A 16,440-nucleotide genomic window follows, 5' to 3' on the forward strand; every position below is an offset into this window, starting at 1 on the left:
GAAGGCTCTGGCTTTCTTTTCGGAGAAAGTGAAACCGGCCTCAATGAAGCAGGAAGTTAGCATTGAATCTATTTGTCTAGTTATGAATAGATTTGAGTAGGTATAACAGAACGGCGTCTGGAGTGCCGGATGGATATGCATTTCATACCTCAAATAATAATATTTGAGTAATAAAATACATTTTAACGGTATAAACGTCAATATTTTATTGATAATTAAAGCGCTTCCCCCGGCGTTTTTTCAAAAAATGGAAGCAGCAGGAGACGCTTTGATTCGTCGCTTGGCTTTTTTATTCCCGGCCTGAGATCTTCGTCGCGATTCCCCTGAGCACTTCATTCTTCGTTTCCTGCGTCCACTTGTACTGGATGGAATAGCTGAAATTCATCTGGGCGTGGAAGATCGTGTCGTCATCTTCCATCTTGGTCACTTCAGACAGGCTGATGGAATCGACCATGTGGATGCCCAGCAGCTTCGGCATATGGGTACGGCACATGAGCATCAGGCTGAAGATGTGCTGGGCTATGATCTCGACCTCGGCCTTCGTCTTGCTGACCACCTGGATATTGATGGAGCTCGTGACGAGGTTCGAGCCCGTTTTGAGATGTGTCGGCAGATTGACGTGGGCCAGGTCGCCGACGACGGTGGGCCCGGCCCCCTGCATGCCGCGCGAGACGACGACAAGAGGCTTTTTGCCGTAGACTTCCGAGTCTTTGTTCAGGGCGACGTCGAAGGCGACGCCCGATTTGTCGAAGTCGTCCCGGACGTAGCGGTAGGGATAATCTTCAGGCAGCTCCTCGAAGGTGATCTTGAGGATCTGGAGGAAAAGCTCCACCACATGGAGCGGTGTGTCATACGGGATGATGGGATTGCCGATGGGCCTGATCGTCATACGTCACCTTCCGTCCACCGGTCTGACCGGCTCTTGACCCGGCTTGCGCCACTTGGTGAGCTTGTATTCCTCGCTGCCGTAGGTCACCGCGGCAGCCGACGCTATCTGGGCTATGACGTCGCCGCGCATGGCCACGATATGCGGTTCCACATCGTATATCTTGAAGACTTCCTGGGTCTCCTCGAAAATGATGAGGGCCTGGTCTTCCAGGATGGGAGCGCCCAGGATGATGATCTGTTCCTTGGTGCCGTTGGGGTTTTCCGTATTGCCCAAGGGCGTCGCGATACGGTAGCCCGGCCCGAAGTCGACCAGCGTCCAGAAATCCCCAAGATATTCCCAGTTCTTAAGGAATCCTGTCCCGTGGCAGACAGGGCAGTTCGTGAGCAGCCGTTCACCGGTCACCAGGTTCGTGCATTTCGTGCAGCGTTCGCCGCCCGCGACCTTGTAGATGGAAGCATGCTGCCCGTTGTACATGCGGGCTGTCTTGATGAGGTCCTTGAGGATCTTTTTCGAGTAGCCCTTGAGGTAGTTGTAATTCGTGTGGTGGCCGTAATTGAACGGTACGGCTTCACGCTCAGGGCCGAACGTGACGCTGCCGGAAGCATCGTGTTCCGTGTCCGCGCCAAAATCGAGGCTCGCCTGCACGCCGTCACGGAAAATGGGAGAGACGTCCGCAGGCATCTTCGACTCGCTCTTCTGTGGTTCGTTCTTCTGCGACGCGTGCTTTTCCAGCTTGGTTTTGCCGGTTAGAACAGGTGCGCTTTGCGTATCGTCAGCCATTGATCACACCGGCCTAGTTACGGAAGCGGTATTCGTTGATGGCCATGTAGGGGGAGAAGCTGCCGCCCCAGGCTTTTTCCTGGTTGATGTACATCTTGAACTCGCGCAGCTTCTGGTCGAAGAGGCCTTTGTAATACTGCGCGAGCTGGTTGTACTGCGGGAACTTGTCGTCGATGCCCGCGTTGAGCCCCTGGGCGTTGTAGGTGACCTGGTTGCGGAGCTGGCGTTCCGCCTCGCCATTGGCAAGATGATGCAGGACACCGTAGAGCATGACGGTGTCCGAAGGGAAATCCTCAAGTGTGTAGCCCGTCACCGGGGCCACGATGTTGAAGTCGCCCACGGTGAGCTTCATGGCCAGTTCGACAAGCTTTTTGACGGACTGGTACTCGCCCTCAAGGAGCACGTTGTATTCCGGCGTGTCTTTGGCGTATGTGCGGATGTCTTCAACAGACAGCATGAGGATTCCCCGTCGGGCTACTTGTTCTCGGACTTTGCGGCTTCGGCCTTGGGTGCTTCAGGCTTTGCGGTCTCGGCCTTGGGTGCCTGGGCCTTGTCAGTGGCCCTGGCGGCCTGCGCCGGCTTGGGAGCGCCGCTTTCCTTGGGCGCGGTCTCTTTAAGGATGCCTTTCTTCAGAAGCTTTTCCACGGCCAGCGTTTCTTCGGACGTCTTCGGCACATCGGGGAACTTGGCACCGGGAAGGATGCGGAAGCGTCCGATCACGACGGGGGCGCTGGAGATATTGACGATCATCGGTATTCCCTTTGCTTTTTTGCGTTGGGAAACGCCGGCGGGTGGAGAGTGCCCGCCGGCGTTTCTGTGGAGGGGCGGCTACTCGAGGGTGATTTTGACCACGCCCCTGGTGTTGCCGATACCAAGGCCGGGGGCTTCGTAAGTGTGGAAGTGGATCAGGTCCGCTTCGGTCTTCATGAACAGGGTGGCATCCTGCAGGAAGAAGAACTTGATGAAGAACTCCGGCTGCGTGAAGAAGAACAGCTCGTTTTCCTTCACCAGGTTGTCCTTGATGGTGGTGACCACCGGCAGGCCCAGGAAGGTGTCTTCACCTTCGACACCGCGGTTGAAGCGGGCTTCCTGGGGAGCGAAGCCGATGTCCTCGGTCTTCAGCTTCAAGCTGTCGATGTAGGTGTTCTTGTGCATCAGCACCTTGCCCAGGGGCAGGCGCAGGCGGGTCATGGCCTTCATGCCTTCGGCGAAGGCGTCCTTGAAGGTGTTGGCGGCCGTCGAGGTGGTGACGATGACCTTCTGGCCGGCGGCGTTGTCCTCGACGATCTCGTTGAGGGTATCGATGAACTTGCTGTCCTCTTCCTCCTGGATCATCTTGACCTGGTTTTCCTTCAGCCAGTCGGTGATGGGCATGCGGATGGTCATCAGCTCGAACTTGGACTTGGTGATGCGCTCGGCCTCGATCTTGCCGAAGGGGATGCGGAAGCGCTTGCCGTTGAAGTAACGGCGTTCGCCCGTACCCTTGAACGGCACGAAGGTGGCCTGGGAGGCATCAGGTTCGATTTCACAGATGATGGAGGGCTGGTCGTCCGTGCTGACACCGTCGGGTTCCACGATGGGATCCAGCTCGTCGGAGGTCACGGTGCGTGATTCGAACAGGCGGCGCAGGATGCCGTCTTCGTACAGCTTCTGGCGGATATACAGCGAAGAGTTCTCCATGGCCTCCTTGATCTGGCCATTGAAGACCTTGTCGCAGAACGAGCTGTTGATCAGCTCGGTGCTCACTTTGGTGGTCTCGATATTCATGGTGTTGCTCCTTTGGCCTTAGCGGGCCTCGTGCCACATGACACGCATCAGGCCGGAGGTGGCGTCGTATTGCAGGACACGGCCCAGCACTTTTTCACCGGCGGAGGCCTTGGCGAACTTGCCGTCCTTGGCGGTAAGCGCATCGTTGGCGGCGTAGGTGTCGGCGGCGTAGTGGGCGTTGTCCACCTCGATGACGATCTGGTGCATCAGACCGGTGTAGGTGCCGCGCACTTTTTCATGGCCGATGACGAAGGCGCACATGGGGTCGGTGGCCTGGGCGGCGGCGGTGAAGCTGGCGGGCTTGATCTTGCCGTCGGTGACGGTGACGATCATGCCGTCGGAGATAACGGCGCCGGTGTCCGCCTTCAGGACTTCGTCGATGGCGGCGTTGGAAGGCCAGCCTTTGCGAACGTTATACATGTCGATATCCTTGTCTGTTTTGTTGTGTATCGGTTTCCTGGGCGTATCAGCTCAGCAGGAAATTCGTCAGAGCGTCGCCGTCGGTGATCGCCGAACCGCCGAGGCTCCCGTAGTCGCCCTGGTAGCCCGCGGTCTTCTCGTTGGCTTCCTGTTCCTCGATGGCCATGGCGACTTTTTCAAAAGCGTCGGCAAGACCCATCAGGGCGTCGGCTGTGGTATTTGTCTGCGTACTCATTTGCTCACCTGTAAGATTGCCTTTCAGGATTCCATAGATGGAACCATCCAGGGAACGCTTGATGCATCTGGTGACGGTCCGCGTCCCTAGCGACGATCACCGAAAAAGATGAGGAAATCCCTGACTTTTTCGGGATCGAGTTCGATCTGTTCCGCCGTTTTTTCCACAGAAGCCGGCAGTGAGACCGCTACGGAGCGCATTTCTTTGGCCAGATCCCGGAGAGCCTCTGACATGGATGCCGTGGTATGCTCATCGGTTGTCATGGTGCAGCAGGCTCCGCAGGTTGGCGATGTTGATGACCGGTTTCGGGACGCGCTCGGTCACGGGAGCGGCCGTGATGTCCCCGGCAAGTTTCCGCAGGGGAGTCGCGGCGTCACGCAACAGGCTTGCCACCTTCTTCCTGAGATCCGGGGACAGAGGCATCAGCGTACTCCGTTGGCCATATAGGCCATCACGTTGTCATAAGCCTGGCCGGCAATCTTGGGCAGATCGACATTTCCTGCCTCATCGATATAGCTGTCGGCGATGGGGGCTTCGGCAGGCAGTCCAAGGGCGGTGGCCGCATCGATGACACCGGCGTCGGGCATGTAATCGCCTTCACCATCGTAAGTGCCTTCACCGTCGTAAGTGCCTTCACCAGCGTGGTCACCTTCGTCGTAGTCGCCCTCGGCGGCCAGAGCGTCCGCGGCTTCAGCGATGGATTTGATGGCCTTGGCATTGGTACTCGCGGCACTTGCCGCTTCAGTAAGGGCATCGACCACGGTGTTTTGCCCGGGAGCTTCAGGCTCATCCGGGGCATCTTCCGTCAAGGCTTCGCCAGCTTCCGCATTGCCGGCCTCAGGACCCGTTACAACGTCGCCTCCAGCTTCGGGCGCATCACCTGAAGCGGCCATGACGGCGTTCAGCACCTCGGGTGGGAGGCTTTCCGGGGACCCGGCCAGGATGGACTGAAGTTCTTCGGGGGACTCCAGACCGGCGAATTTGGCCAGGGTCGTGAAGTAGGCTTCGTCGTAGATAGCGGCGGTCTTGTTCATCAGCTCCGCCTCATTAACAGCGGACAGAGCATCCACCGTCGTTGCATAAGCATTTTGTTCGGCCTGCTGGAGAGCGGCGACCTTGTTCATCTGCTCCATGCAGGAAGCCGCGAAGAGCTCGCCGAAGATTTGGGCTTCCTTCTTCAGCGCGGCGTTATGCTCGTTAACGAATTCGTCCGTCACGGCCTTGAGCGCCTCTTTGGCGTCGACGACCTGGCCGGCGGCATCTCCTGCCTGGGTTTCGGCTTCCTTGGTTTGGTTTTCGGCTTCCCTGGTCTGTTCGGCAGCAGCCACTTTTTCTGCCGTGGGCGCGGTGGAAGCTGGTTCGGTTACCGGCGCGGCCTGGGGTACGGCATCACCGGAAGTCGGGACGGGCTCGCCAGCCGTTTTTTGCTGGGCCTCTTCGAACTTCCTGAGAAGATCAGCGAGTTTGGGTGTATTTCGGGCAGCCACAGGGCTTTTCCTCCGGTATATTTTCGTGAATGGCAGCCTGGCCAGCCAGGCAAGCTGCCTAAATATTGGGCGCAGTCTGAAAAGCCTTTCAGGATCGGTAGCGGAAAGAAGCCGGTCACGAAAAAAGAAGCAGTTTGTGGTATAAGGACATGTCAGTGTCCGCGCAGGCTGCCGGCTCACGAACGGGCGGTAAAGGAGGCTTGCCCAAAGGAAAGCAATGACTAAATGAGACGTGATGTCCCTGAAACCTCAAACATCACGGAGAGTGGAACATGAGCTGGTACAACCCCAATACCTGGTCGCCCGATGGAAAAGCGGTGTTCGTCAATATCCTGATCGGTGTCGTTATCACCGGCCTCGAGCTGCTGCGTCAGTGGCAGGAAGAGCGGGGGGATTTTGACGGAGATGACGGAGATCTGTGGCGGTAGGGGCAGACACTGAAAAAGGGCGGCATACCTGGTGGGTATGCCGCCCTGCTTTTTGGGGGAAATTTTTTAGCTCCGATCCGGGAGCATGACACAAAGCTCCTGTGATGGGCAGATATATGTCATCTTTTGCAGTTAACTTGACATAAGGAGTATCATGAATAAATATTAATGTCAGAAATTGTGAGAACTATGATGTAGTGCGCATGGCTTCTTGTTCAGGAAAGAAGCCAGCCTAGTACGTTTGTCTTTTGTATCCCTTCGTAATCCATCTCGCCGAACAGTGAATCGAGTGTGAGCAGGTATTTCGGATAATTGTCCCTTATCTTCTGCAATGGCGTGAGTTCACGACGAAGCACATTTTCATCAAGAGTCGTTTCAGATACCTGATAGTATTCAAGTTTGCCGTCCTTCATCGCCACGAAATCAACTTCAACATCAGGTCCAAGCTGCCCGACGTACACTTCGAACCCTCGCCGTCTGAGTTCGAGATACACGATGTTTTCAAGAATATGCCCGATGTCGGAGTCTCTTCCTTTCGCCAGAGTATTGCGCATTCCGACATCAGCCACATAATATTTGTTCATCGTGGAAAGGAATTCTTTGCCTTTGATATTGTAACGTCGTGCTTCATAAAACATCAGGCTGTCAGTAAGTCCACGCAAATAATGGTCAACAGTCTTCGTATCTATTTTGCGCATGTTTGACGTCATGGTGTTGGCTATCTTGGATGGAGAAGTACGGTTTCCTATATTATGCATCATGAATTTTGTTATCGATTCAAGCATGTTCACATCTGCGATTCGATATCGCTTCACGATGTCGTTGAGAAGAATACCTTCATATATGGCTTGCATGTATTTTCGGGCGTCCATCACGGCTGATTGATAACGAAGTGTATAGGGAAATGATCCAATCGTCAGATATAATTCAAACTTTTCTTGTATTGAAAGGCCACTATGCTCGCCATCAAGGCCTTCGCAAAATTCCTTGAAGGAAAGCGGCAACATGGAAATCTCTATATAACGGCCTGTAAGCAATGTCGCCAGTTCGCCGGACATGAAATACGCATTCGACCCTGTGAGGTACAGGTCACAGTTTTTCTTGATGAAAAGACTGTCTACAGCCTTCTGATACTGGGAGACGTGCTGTATTTCATCAAGGAAGATGTAGTTCATTTTATCCGGGAGGAGGCGGTCGACAATGTACTTGTACAGCGCTCTGTATTCGTGCAGATCTTCGTATTCGATATCTTCGAAATTGATGCTGATGATTTGCTCTGGTGCGACACCATTTTTCAGCAGGTGCTGCTGGAAAATCTCAAAGAGGGTGGACTTGCCGCAGCGCCTGATGCCTGACACGACCTTGATGATCTGCTGATCTTTCCACCGAATGAGCCAGTCCAGATATTCGGGGCGCTTGATGTGTTCCATATTCGGCCTCCTTGCAGGTGAAATTTTAGGTCACTCCCCTGCAAAAAACAATAAAATTGGAATGCATTCCAATTTTCTTCAAAAATATGAGAAAAATTGGAATGCATTCCGTTTTTGGACTCAGCCTTGAGGCAGGCAGGCCGACAGGCCCGAGAAGTCGGCATCGACGATGTATGACTCGGGCTGTGGTGTCTTCAGGAACATGGCCATGTACCACGGAAGATAGGTCACCTTTCCGTCAGTGGAGACATTGTCCATGCAGAACACGATCGCTTCTTCAAACTTCCATTCGCTGACGCTGAGGATGTTATCCAGCGCCGTGTGCCGTCGGTAATCCTTGCCTGATTTGATCTCCACAGGAAGGCATTTCCGGCCGGGCTGAAGGACGAAGTCCAGCTCTCCATATTTCTGTTTGTTGAAGTACCACAGCTTGAAGCCGTTGGCGGCGAAGATCTGGGCAAAGACATTTTCAAGAATGCTTCCCATGTTGATGCTCAGGTCTCCATTCAGGATGCTGAACTGGATACCGTCCATCCCTGCGGCGCAAAGCAATCCGGTATCGGCCATGAAGAGCTTGAACAATGTCCGCTGTTCGTTGAGCCGCAAGGGAATGGACGGCGCGGAGACGTTGTAGCAGGGGAGGGCCACGCCCGCATCGCGCAGCCAGACAAAGCTGTCTTCGTACCGGGCATAGCGCGCTGCTTTGTTGATGGATGCTAGCATGAAACGCCGGTTTTTATCGTCCAGCTGTGAAGGGATGCTGTCAAAGATGTCCTGGACCTTTGTTTTGTCTCGCCCGGCATACTTTGTGATATCGAGCCGGTACAGGCTGAGGATGTCACGCTGCTGCGAGACGACTTTCTGTATGTCGTGGCTGGATACGAATTCCTGGACGACCGCCGGCATGCCTCCGGTCAGGACATAGAGCCTGAACAGGCGGCACATGGCCTCGTGCACACCGGCGGAGACCGGCTTTCTCTCCTCGAAGGAGCTGCGGACATGGTCGAGCACGTCTTCAGATATGCCGTTGGCCAGGGCGAATTCCTCCAGGTCCATCGGAAACATCCTGTGGATCTCTTCGAAACCGACCGGATAGGAATATGTCTCGCCGCTGTTCACTCCAAGGAGCGAGCCGGACTCGATGTAATCGAAGCGTCCGTCCTCAACAAGGAATTTGATGGCCGTCCTGGCATCAGGACATTCCTGGATCTCGTCGAAAAAGATCAACGTCTTTCCCGGGATCAGGGACGTCCCCAGCAGCGCCGTGATGCCCATGATGACGCTTTCAACGTCGCGGCCCGCCTTGAAGATCTCTTTCGCCTTCGGCAGCTCGATGAAATTCAGCTCGACAAAGCATTCGTACTGTTCCTTGCCGAAGCGGCGAATCAGGGATGTTTTGCCGATCTGGCGCGCGCCGGTGACGAGCATCGCTTTTTTGTTCTTGTTATCCTTCCATTTCAATAGGTTATTGTAAAAATTACGCGCGAGCACAGGCGCCTCCGGGGTGTTTTGTAACGTTTTTCGTATTTTATGACCCGGATTTTGTAACGTTTTTCGCGTCAGTACAAGCCGTTTTTGCGACGTTTTTCATCAAAAATTTCTTATGAAAAAGACCGCCGGATTTTTCCGGCGGTCTTTGCTGTTATGAAATCAGGACCACTCTGGCGGTCTTACCAAAAATTGACCAGTCCCAGCACATAGTTCAATACGTTCAGGTAGTTGGTTATTTTCAATATGTTTTCTTTTGAGACGTGACATGGAATGACAATTGTTCACGAGATCAATGGATGACCTGTGATAAGGAATCACAGCTTTTATATGCTTGTGTGGAGCAAATTCTTTCAAAGCCCTGACTCCTGCAATCATATCACTATCACCACTAAAAAGTAGAGCTTTATCAAAAGTGTCCCTTGATGCCTCAAGGAGCATGGTTACAGCTATATTTATATCTGTTTCTTTTTCTTCAAAAGTTTTATATGATAATCTACAATCTGCACGACATTTTTTTACAACAGGCTTGAATTTTCCAAGGATTATTTTTACACCTTGCATTTCAAGAGCCCTAATGTACATCTTATGTCTGTTCATTTTTTCTTGATTCCACGGTGTCAGTGCTGAAAAGTAGAAAACATTAACAAGTTGTTCCCTGCTTTGAATAACAAACGCATTTGCAAGGTTCCAATAATTTATCCATTTGAATCGATCGCATCCATTCTCACATAGCGAATGGTACATATTGAAACCATCTATGAAGGCTGCGACTCTGTCCATAAAATTCCTCTCAAAAAAAAAAAAAAAAAAAAAAAAACCGGCTCCGCAGGGAGCCGGGGCTCGCCCGGCGCCAGCCGAAGCGAGGTGGTTGAATAGAATTTATGTGCAGTAGCGTTTGTTGTCAATGATTCTTTGCCACTGAAATCCACGCTCTTACGCCTACGCCTGCCGCGCCACAGGCGGCACGATGCGCCGCCCGAACCTCGGCATCCGGAGCAGTTGCGAACCAAGCAATCCGCTACCGACCGTGGTCAGTACCGGATGCTCCTTCACGAAGCGCCCGGCCTTGAGCGCCATGCCGCCCATGCCGGGCTGCTCGGCCTTCACATCGGCCATGTCGCCGTAGCGCCACTTGTTGTACATGTAGTCCAGCGCCAGCGCCGGAGGCAGGGCGAGGCCGGCCACCGTACCGAATCGGGGCATGCTGGCCGCCGTCTTCTTGAATTTCCAGCTCTCGACCATGGTCGTCATGGGGATCTCTTCGCAGGACTCCGTGGTCACCTTCTCGTCGTCCCTGTTTTCTCGCAGGGAGAAAGCACCGACGGAGGCGACGCCAAGCAGGGAAGCGGCCATGACTTTGCCGAGCAGCGTGGGCTCGCCCAGGGCGGCGGTGACGGCGCCGAGGGCGAGCGCGGAACCGGCGACTGTCGGCAGATCCACCATACGGGAGGCAGCCTCTTGCGTTGCCGTGTTGCGGACAAAGTACGGTGCCGTGACGGCCACATTGCCGTGTTTATCCCTGACAGTCATAGGGGCGAAGTTTTCCGCGCGCGGGTCGAAATCCTTGCGGATGCGCTCGGCCAGCGTGCGGCCATAGTGGATCTGCTCTTCCAGGGGCCGGCCGAAAGCTTCGCCGATCTTTTCCAGGGCCCCTTCCGGTGCCATGCGTGAGAGCATCCGGATACGCATTTCGGCCACAGGGCGCATGACCTTGATGACCAGGGTGCGCCTGATGGGTGAACCGGCATCCTCAGGGCATGGGGCGAAGACTTTGTGCAGGAGCGTGTCCACCAGCGCCGGACGTTCGCACAGTTCGGAGAGGGCGTCCGGCAGCAGGGAGAACATGCGCCCCATTTCTTCATGTGACGGGCAGTGGCCCATAACACGACTGCCGGCAAGCCAGGCGGCGTCGCCAAGGCTGATCGGAGCCCCAAGATGGTGCAGGGCCGTAAGGAACGTGGCCGGGCCCACACCCATGGACGACAGGCGCTCATACGGCATTTCGGGATATTCCATGTTATGGAACCCGTTTCGGGCAATATGGACCACGGCCCGGATGGAGGCGTCGGGTTTGCTATCGTTACCGGTGGTCCCTTCGGCATCTGAAGCCCTTTCGGTACCAGGCACGTCACCGGGCTTGTCCGGCTTGGTATCGGCTACCACGCCCTCGACTTTTTTGATGATGTCCGAGACCTTTTTGAGTGCCGCGAGCTTCTGGGAAATATCCTCGGCACGCTCGCCCAGTTCGGCTGAAGAGGTGAAGGAGTCACCCGGCTCGCACGAGCCGCGCAGCGAGGCCCGTTTGTCCAGTGTGTGGGCCGTGGGGTCGGCCGGTTTGGCCACGATGGAGATATCGAAGAATTTGGGGTCCGGGTTGAGCGCGTAGACCTGGCGCCCGTCAGGAAGGATCTTCTTCATATTGAACCGGAGGTGGTCGCAGTAATCACGCCTGGTGGGAGCTTTGTTGCCACAGATGGAGCAGACGTCGTATTTCACCGTGCAGCCCATGGAAACGTAGAGCGGCTCGCCGTTCGAGATCTTGCGGACCGTGCCGGTCGCATCAGGCTTGCTCTTGTCGATGCGCAGGATGAGTTCCACGCGATGCATCTCGTCATTGTACCAGGAGAACACCGGCTTGCCGATGCCTTTGGCCGGGTCCTTGTTCACATGCTGCAGGAAGACGTTGGCGTTGTCGACGAAGAGCTGGTGGGTATTCTTCAGGTCCTCTTCCGTGAAAGCGTCCCCGTTGTTGTTGCAGCCGTAGTATTCTTTAGCCGACACGCCGATGACCCAGAGCCAGGAATAGCGGTCATCCTGGGGGATGGTATCCCAAAACTCCTGGATTTCGGTGGACACCGTTTGGGACGCCGTTTTGGACGCCGTTTTGACGAGGGACGGGACAAGGCGCGGGTCGATGAGGCTGACGCGGGATTCGCCTGTTTCGGGGACTTCGTGTCCGAGGTCGATGATCTTGTACATGTATGGTGGCTCCAGTTTGCACCCGGATGGCTACGGATCGCCTGGTTCCGGCAGGAGGTTGCAGTGATACTGGGAAAGATTGGGGAGTTGGTGGAGCGTGGTTTATAATGCGCAGAGCCTCCATGAACGGGGAGAGGTCTCAAACCACAAAGGAATTTAGTGCTGCTCGATAGACAGCTTGACGGAGTGTAATACAGCGTATTACACTGTATCAAAATACGGAGGATGCCATGTCTTCAGTCGTCTCTATCAGGACGGACTCTGATCTGCTCAGCCAGTTCACCACCCTCGCAGAGGCTACTGGCCGTACCCGCAGCTTCCTGATCAATCAGGCTATGCGTGAATTTGTTGAACGGGAATCCTGGCAGGTTGCCGCTATCCAGAAGGCCGTACAGGAAGCCGATGCCGGCGATTTTGCCACGTCTGATGAGGTAGCCGCCATGAATGCAAAGTGGAACTATCATGCGGATTAGATGGCTCCGGGCCGCCCTGCGTGACCTCGATTCCGAAATGAACTACGTTGCCGAACGGGACCGCGAGGCCGCTGTTCACATGTACGCTCTTATTCGCGAGAAGACTTCGCTCCTTGCCCGGCTTCCCGAACTTGGCCGCCCCGGTCGCGTTTTCGGCACCAGAGAGCTGGTGCTGGAACAGCATCCTTATATCATTCCATACCGTGTGAAAAACGGCGTGGTGGAAATACTCCGCATATTTCATACCAGCCGCAGGCAGCCTGCCAGTTGGTAGACCGGATATATAAAGGTCGCCACCACGCCGGACAACGAAAAGCAGTTTGGAGCGGTATCGAGTCCTTCCTCGCCTACTCACCACCAACCAGATCATAGGCCTTGTTCGTCAACCACGGAACAAGACCGTGTGAAAAGCCAGCCTGACCAAGGTATGTACCAAACGCCGGGACATAAATTCGAGCAGCCTGCAGGGCGGCGGCCCTTCCTTTGAGCTTGTTTATCGCACGCAAAGCTCTGATTGATGCCTGGGCTTCCTCAGCCAGGTTTGCTGCTGTAGCCACCTGTGTAGCTGTGTCCACAGCACCAAGCACTTTTCGTGTTGTTTCATTATCTGACGCACGCTGTCCCAATGTCGTCCCTATATTAATAAGGGGAGAAAGGTTATTAACACCTGTCGTCAAAAATGCGTGTCCTAATCGAATGCCCCTATGTTTCCTCGGAGCAAGTGGACTCGTAGCATGACCCATTTCATGAGCAAAAGCATATCCTGATTTATCAGCATACACTGTATGATCATCTGGACTGTAGCGAGGGCCACGAGAAGAAAAAGGGGACTCGGAAAGGTCAGATACCCTAATTTTTCTATTTCCACCCATCATCCTAGTGAGCTGGTCAGCCTCATGGGTTGTCAATTTACCGCTGTCTTCCCGCAGCAGAGGTGCGACCTTCCTCGATGAAGCCTCTAAGGTTGCCATCCCTCCAAGCCCAGCGGCCAAATGGCCGAGACCAACAGTGTCCTTTGTCTTATCTTCTTGTTGCTGGAGATAAGCCCCAATTTTTGTGATCATAAAACTCCTTATACTATTCTTAAGTAATTTGGACACATGTCTGATTGCCATTAGAAATACGCGTCCCTCAACCCAAGCTCACCGGCCAACCTCTTTTTGTACGACTTGTAGCGCAGCTCGGGAAAGAACCAGGACTCTTTCAGGGCGCGTTTTTTGTCGATGATCCTGCGCCTGTCTTCGTCCGTAAGCCTGTCGCGGGCGGCTGCGAACGCCTTGCGGAATTTTTCCGCTTTTGGGCCGTAAGCCAGCACAACGTCCATATCCTGACCGTTCACTTTGCCGGTGAACGTCTTCTTCTCGTCTCGCCTCAGACTGGCTTTGTTCATTATCAGGTTGGGGTATTTCCGTGGCAGTCTGTCCAAAGCGCGGCGATATGCCGCTTCTCGCTTGTAAGGGACGAAGACATCCACGTCACTGCTGCCGGGAACGTTGATGCCGAGCGCCTCCGAGCCGACCATGCGGGCGTTGCGTCCGAACATGCGACGAAAGCGGGCATCAGTCCTGGCCACGTCGTTCTCCGCAGCTGTTTTTCCAAGGCCGGCACGCTCCATGAGCTTGTCTCTCAAAGCGGTGATCCTGTCCGTGAGTCCGTACGCGCGCAAGGGGATGGCGCTCCTGCCCCGGAAGCGGATATCCGGATACTTCGCACGGAAGTCGTCCAGGACTTCGTCCGGCACAAAGATCTCCGCATTGTTGCGCAGGCTGAGCGCCCTGCCTGTCGTATACTCTTCCGGAATGCTGTTCAGGCGCTCTCCTCTGGCCACACTTCCTGGAGAGAGACGCTTCACCACCACGGCATCGCCGTAGTTTGGCAGCCAGCCACCTCGCGAGAGGAAGACCTTGTCCGTGTTCTTTACTCCCTGCATGTGAGCGTAGGCCTCACGGGCTGTCATCCTGCTGCGGATGGGGATGGGCAGAGGTTCGACGGAGACTTCCGTGTCGGGCGACGTCCTGGCCAGATGGCGAAGGGCCATGATGCGTCTGTCGCCATCGAGCATGTGTTTGAGGTTATCCAGGGAGGTTGTGTGGGTGTACGAATCTGGCATGAGTGGCATCCGCGCTGTTTGTGGAGCTGTTTGTGGAGTGATGGCTATCGGTAGGGGATAGTAATCGGGGAAATATTGCGCGTTTTGGCTTTGGAGGTTTCAGGGCCGTAGTGCAGGGTGCGTCTGGGGACGTGTGGGATACGGCGGGGAAGGGCACAAAAAGAGGGGAGTCTCCTCCCCTCTTGATTATTTGATGGCGCATCAGAAATGTCGGAGCCGTTCCACGAACATCCGCCAGCGATACCGTGCGGCTTTGCGGCCTTTGCGCAATGCATCCAGAGGCAGCATGCACAAGGGATAGAGCACGTTGGCACAGCGGAACCAGAGCGGGAAGGCATGTTTTTTGAGCAGGTACATGCGGCCTGCAGCGTAGCTGGCGATCTTGGCATCAGACGGCACATGCGTATCCGGCGAGGGATGGAAGACCCTGATGGACGGACAGCGCCAGACAGGAGCGCGCTTGTGCGCTTCCAGCAGATAGTCCGTATCCTCACCACAACCGTAGGGCAGGCCTGTGCCGGGGCCAAGGCGGGGATCGAAGCGGAGATCTTTTACGACTTCGGCCCGGAAGAATTGCAGATAGGTCTCCCCGTTTTTGAACGTCCCAATCTGGCTGACCCGGCTGTCCTGCCCGACGGCTGGTGCGGCAGAGGGCTGGCTGAAACTTCTGCCCATGACGGCCCCGGTCTCAGGATGGCGCCGGAAGGCCTCTACTACTTGAGCTAGTGTATCAGGGGTATACCAGCAGTCATCATCGGGAAATATAATAATTTCTTTATCTCCGATAAGAGAAAGAAGTGCATTTCGCGCAGTAGAAACTCCTTTTGACGGTAGCATAATGTGCGTTATCGGTAGCTCAGTATAACGTCTTAGAATAGGATCTAGTGTGCCGGGAACATTTTGATCTGCAAGATAGATATGAAAGTTTGCAACAGTTTGTTGCGTTAAAGAATATAGAAGCCTATTTAATTCCGTAATCCGATTTATAGTTGCGATACAGATAGCTATAGATGGAGGGTGAGAAAGTTTAGATAAAGGAGACGGAGGGTGATGCCGTGACCATAATCGAGGTTTATTTTGCAGTATGCGTGGAATATCAGCAAGAAAACAAGCGTTTTCCTTTCCCAAAATAAACGATACCGTGTTGATACACTTCCAAAATATAAATCGTAATATCAGTTTAGTTGGAATTTTTTTAGGGTAAAAATGACGGGAAATTTTTATGAATTCTGCTTCTCGTTGACTCATGAAGCTCAGAGAAGAGCTAATTCCTCCAACAGGCATACGGACACAAGGCTCTTTTGCAGGAAAAAAATTATTTTTTGTTAATGTCCGACAAACAAATTCATAATCTCCTGCAATTTTATATTGTATATCAAAGTTATTACTTTTGAAAAGCTTTCTCCTGTGAAATAGACCTTGATGAGGAATACACATTCCATCCTTAAGATCAATTGTCGGTTTTTTAGATGGAGAAATAGTATTTAGGAATTCATATGAAGGAAGAACTACTTCTACTGGCACTGCATAATAGTCATAAATTTGAGGGATGTTTTCTAGATGTTTCATGACATTGAGGAGAGAGTCTTTATGGCAGAATATATCTCCTGCTCCCATAAATAAAACCCACTCACCTGAAGCTCTTTGTAATGCCTTGTTCCAAGCATCATAAATACCACTATCTTGGCAATGCTCAACTTTTATAGGTAGATTACTATAATTTTCTGCCACGGCGACAGTATCCATAGATGGAGATCCATCCTGAATTAATATTTCATATTTATCTTTTATGCTTATATGCAAAAAGTTATTTAGAGTTTTGTTTAGCTCATGGGGACAATTATATGTTGCAATAATAATACTAAAAAAAATATTAGAAGTCATTTCATAATTCCTTGATGACTCTTCTGAGTAAAATCATGGAAAATGCCAAATGAACAAAGGCGGTAAA

The 16,440-nt window shown here is 53.5% G+C and carries 20 protein-coding genes; 3 read left to right on the forward strand and 17 right to left on the reverse strand.

Annotation, left to right across the window (positions count from 1 at the left end; genetic code table 11):
• Positions 1 to 289 precede the first annotated feature (289 nt).
• The 10 genes from HF854_RS10545 to HF854_RS10590 form a co-directional block, all read right to left on the reverse strand.
• Positions 290 to 889 carry a hypothetical protein gene (locus HF854_RS10545; RefSeq protein WP_168936243.1) on the reverse strand — a complete coding sequence of 200 codons (600 nt, stop codon included), beginning with the start codon at positions 887 to 889 and terminating at the stop codon, positions 290 to 292.
• Positions 890 to 892: 3 nt separating this feature from the next.
• A complete protein-coding gene (locus tag HF854_RS10550; RefSeq protein WP_168936244.1) occupies positions 893 to 1,669 on the reverse strand; it encodes a hypothetical protein in 777 nt (258 codons plus the stop codon).
• A 13-nt stretch (positions 1,670 to 1,682) separates the two neighbouring features.
• Entirely contained in the window at positions 1,683 to 2,126 is a 444-nt protein-coding gene (locus HF854_RS10555) for a hypothetical protein (RefSeq protein ID WP_168936245.1), read from the reverse strand.
• Between the two features lie 17 nt (positions 2,127 to 2,143).
• On the reverse strand, positions 2,144 to 2,419 hold the full coding sequence (locus HF854_RS10560; RefSeq protein WP_168936246.1) for a hypothetical protein: 276 nt from the start codon (positions 2,417 to 2,419) through the stop codon (positions 2,144 to 2,146).
• Positions 2,420 to 2,497: 78 nt separating this feature from the next.
• Positions 2,498 to 3,436, reverse strand: coding sequence for a hypothetical protein (locus HF854_RS10565; protein WP_168936247.1), 939 nt, complete (start codon positions 3,434 to 3,436; stop codon positions 2,498 to 2,500).
• An 18-nt stretch (positions 3,437 to 3,454) separates the two neighbouring features.
• Positions 3,455 to 3,856 (reverse strand): hypothetical protein, encoded by a 402-nt coding sequence (locus HF854_RS10570; RefSeq protein ID WP_168936248.1) that lies wholly within the window; start codon positions 3,854 to 3,856, stop codon positions 3,455 to 3,457.
• A gap of 46 nt (positions 3,857 to 3,902) precedes the next feature.
• On the reverse strand, positions 3,903 to 4,091 hold the full coding sequence (locus HF854_RS10575) for a hypothetical protein (protein WP_168936249.1): 189 nt from the start codon (positions 4,089 to 4,091) through the stop codon (positions 3,903 to 3,905).
• An 86-nt stretch (positions 4,092 to 4,177) separates the two neighbouring features.
• Positions 4,178 to 4,354 carry a hypothetical protein gene (locus HF854_RS10580; RefSeq protein WP_168936250.1) on the reverse strand — a complete coding sequence of 59 codons (177 nt, stop codon included), beginning with the start codon at positions 4,352 to 4,354 and terminating at the stop codon, positions 4,178 to 4,180.
• The gene (locus HF854_RS10585; RefSeq protein ID WP_168936251.1) at positions 4,341 to 4,514 is read right to left on the reverse strand and encodes a hypothetical protein; all 174 of its coding nucleotides are present in this window, start codon (positions 4,512 to 4,514) and stop codon (positions 4,341 to 4,343) included. Before HF854_RS10585 ends, HF854_RS10580 begins: the two co-directional genes overlap by 14 nt.
• Complete coding sequence (locus tag HF854_RS10590) at positions 4,514 to 5,578, reverse strand: hypothetical protein (protein ID WP_168936252.1); 1,065 nt, start codon at positions 5,576 to 5,578, stop codon at positions 4,514 to 4,516. The genes HF854_RS10585 and HF854_RS10590 overlap by 1 nt, the downstream gene beginning before the upstream one ends.
• Before the next feature lie 272 nt (positions 5,579 to 5,850).
• On the opposite strand from HF854_RS10590, the gene HF854_RS10595 reads away from it, so the two are divergent.
• The gene (locus HF854_RS10595; RefSeq protein WP_168936253.1) at positions 5,851 to 6,006 is read left to right on the forward strand and encodes a hypothetical protein; all 156 of its coding nucleotides are present in this window, start codon (positions 5,851 to 5,853) and stop codon (positions 6,004 to 6,006) included.
• Positions 6,007 to 6,221: 215 nt separating this feature from the next.
• On the opposite strand, the gene HF854_RS10600 is transcribed toward HF854_RS10595, so the two are convergent.
• The 4 genes from HF854_RS10600 to HF854_RS10615 all read right to left on the reverse strand — a co-directional run bounded on the left by HF854_RS10600 (position 6,222) and on the right by HF854_RS10615 (position 11,906).
• Positions 6,222 to 7,436, reverse strand: coding sequence for an ATP-binding protein (locus tag HF854_RS10600; RefSeq protein WP_168936254.1), 1,215 nt, complete (start codon positions 7,434 to 7,436; stop codon positions 6,222 to 6,224).
• 120 nt (positions 7,437 to 7,556) lie between these two features.
• Complete coding sequence (locus HF854_RS10605) at positions 7,557 to 8,927, reverse strand: AAA family ATPase (RefSeq protein WP_168936255.1); 1,371 nt, start codon at positions 8,925 to 8,927, stop codon at positions 7,557 to 7,559.
• 159 nt (positions 8,928 to 9,086) lie between these two features.
• The gene (locus HF854_RS10610; protein WP_168936256.1) at positions 9,087 to 9,707 is read right to left on the reverse strand and encodes an NYN domain-containing protein; all 621 of its coding nucleotides are present in this window, start codon (positions 9,705 to 9,707) and stop codon (positions 9,087 to 9,089) included.
• Positions 9,708 to 9,866: 159 nt separating this feature from the next.
• A complete protein-coding gene (locus HF854_RS10615) occupies positions 9,867 to 11,906 on the reverse strand; it encodes a hypothetical protein (RefSeq protein WP_168936257.1) in 2,040 nt (679 codons plus the stop codon).
• Between the two features lie 230 nt (positions 11,907 to 12,136).
• On the opposite strand from HF854_RS10615, the gene HF854_RS10620 reads away from it, so the two are divergent.
• Both HF854_RS10620 and HF854_RS10625 read left to right on the forward strand, forming a co-directional pair.
• A complete protein-coding gene (locus tag HF854_RS10620; RefSeq protein ID WP_168936258.1) occupies positions 12,137 to 12,379 on the forward strand; it encodes a CopG family ribbon-helix-helix protein in 243 nt (80 codons plus the stop codon).
• On the forward strand, positions 12,369 to 12,653 hold the full coding sequence (locus tag HF854_RS10625; protein WP_168936259.1) for a type II toxin-antitoxin system RelE/ParE family toxin: 285 nt from the start codon (positions 12,369 to 12,371) through the stop codon (positions 12,651 to 12,653). Before HF854_RS10620 ends, HF854_RS10625 begins: the two co-directional genes overlap by 11 nt.
• Before the next feature lie 73 nt (positions 12,654 to 12,726).
• Here HF854_RS10625 and HF854_RS10630 read toward each other — a convergent pair whose 3' ends face one another.
• From HF854_RS10630 to HF854_RS10640, 3 genes are all read right to left on the reverse strand, one after another.
• Entirely contained in the window at positions 12,727 to 13,443 is a 717-nt protein-coding gene (locus HF854_RS10630; protein ID WP_168936260.1) for a hypothetical protein, read from the reverse strand.
• A gap of 50 nt (positions 13,444 to 13,493) precedes the next feature.
• Positions 13,494 to 14,489, reverse strand: coding sequence for a nucleotidyltransferase family protein (locus tag HF854_RS10635; RefSeq protein ID WP_168936261.1), 996 nt, complete (start codon positions 14,487 to 14,489; stop codon positions 13,494 to 13,496).
• Positions 14,490 to 14,690: 201 nt separating this feature from the next.
• Entirely contained in the window at positions 14,691 to 16,373 is a 1,683-nt protein-coding gene (locus HF854_RS10640; protein WP_168936262.1) for a glycosyltransferase family 2 protein, read from the reverse strand.
• Positions 16,374 to 16,440 lie beyond the last annotated feature (67 nt).

The sequence above is a fragment of the Desulfovibrio piger genome, from assembly GCF_012843875.1.
GTDB lineage: Bacteria > Desulfobacterota > Desulfovibrionia > Desulfovibrionales > Desulfovibrionaceae > Desulfovibrio.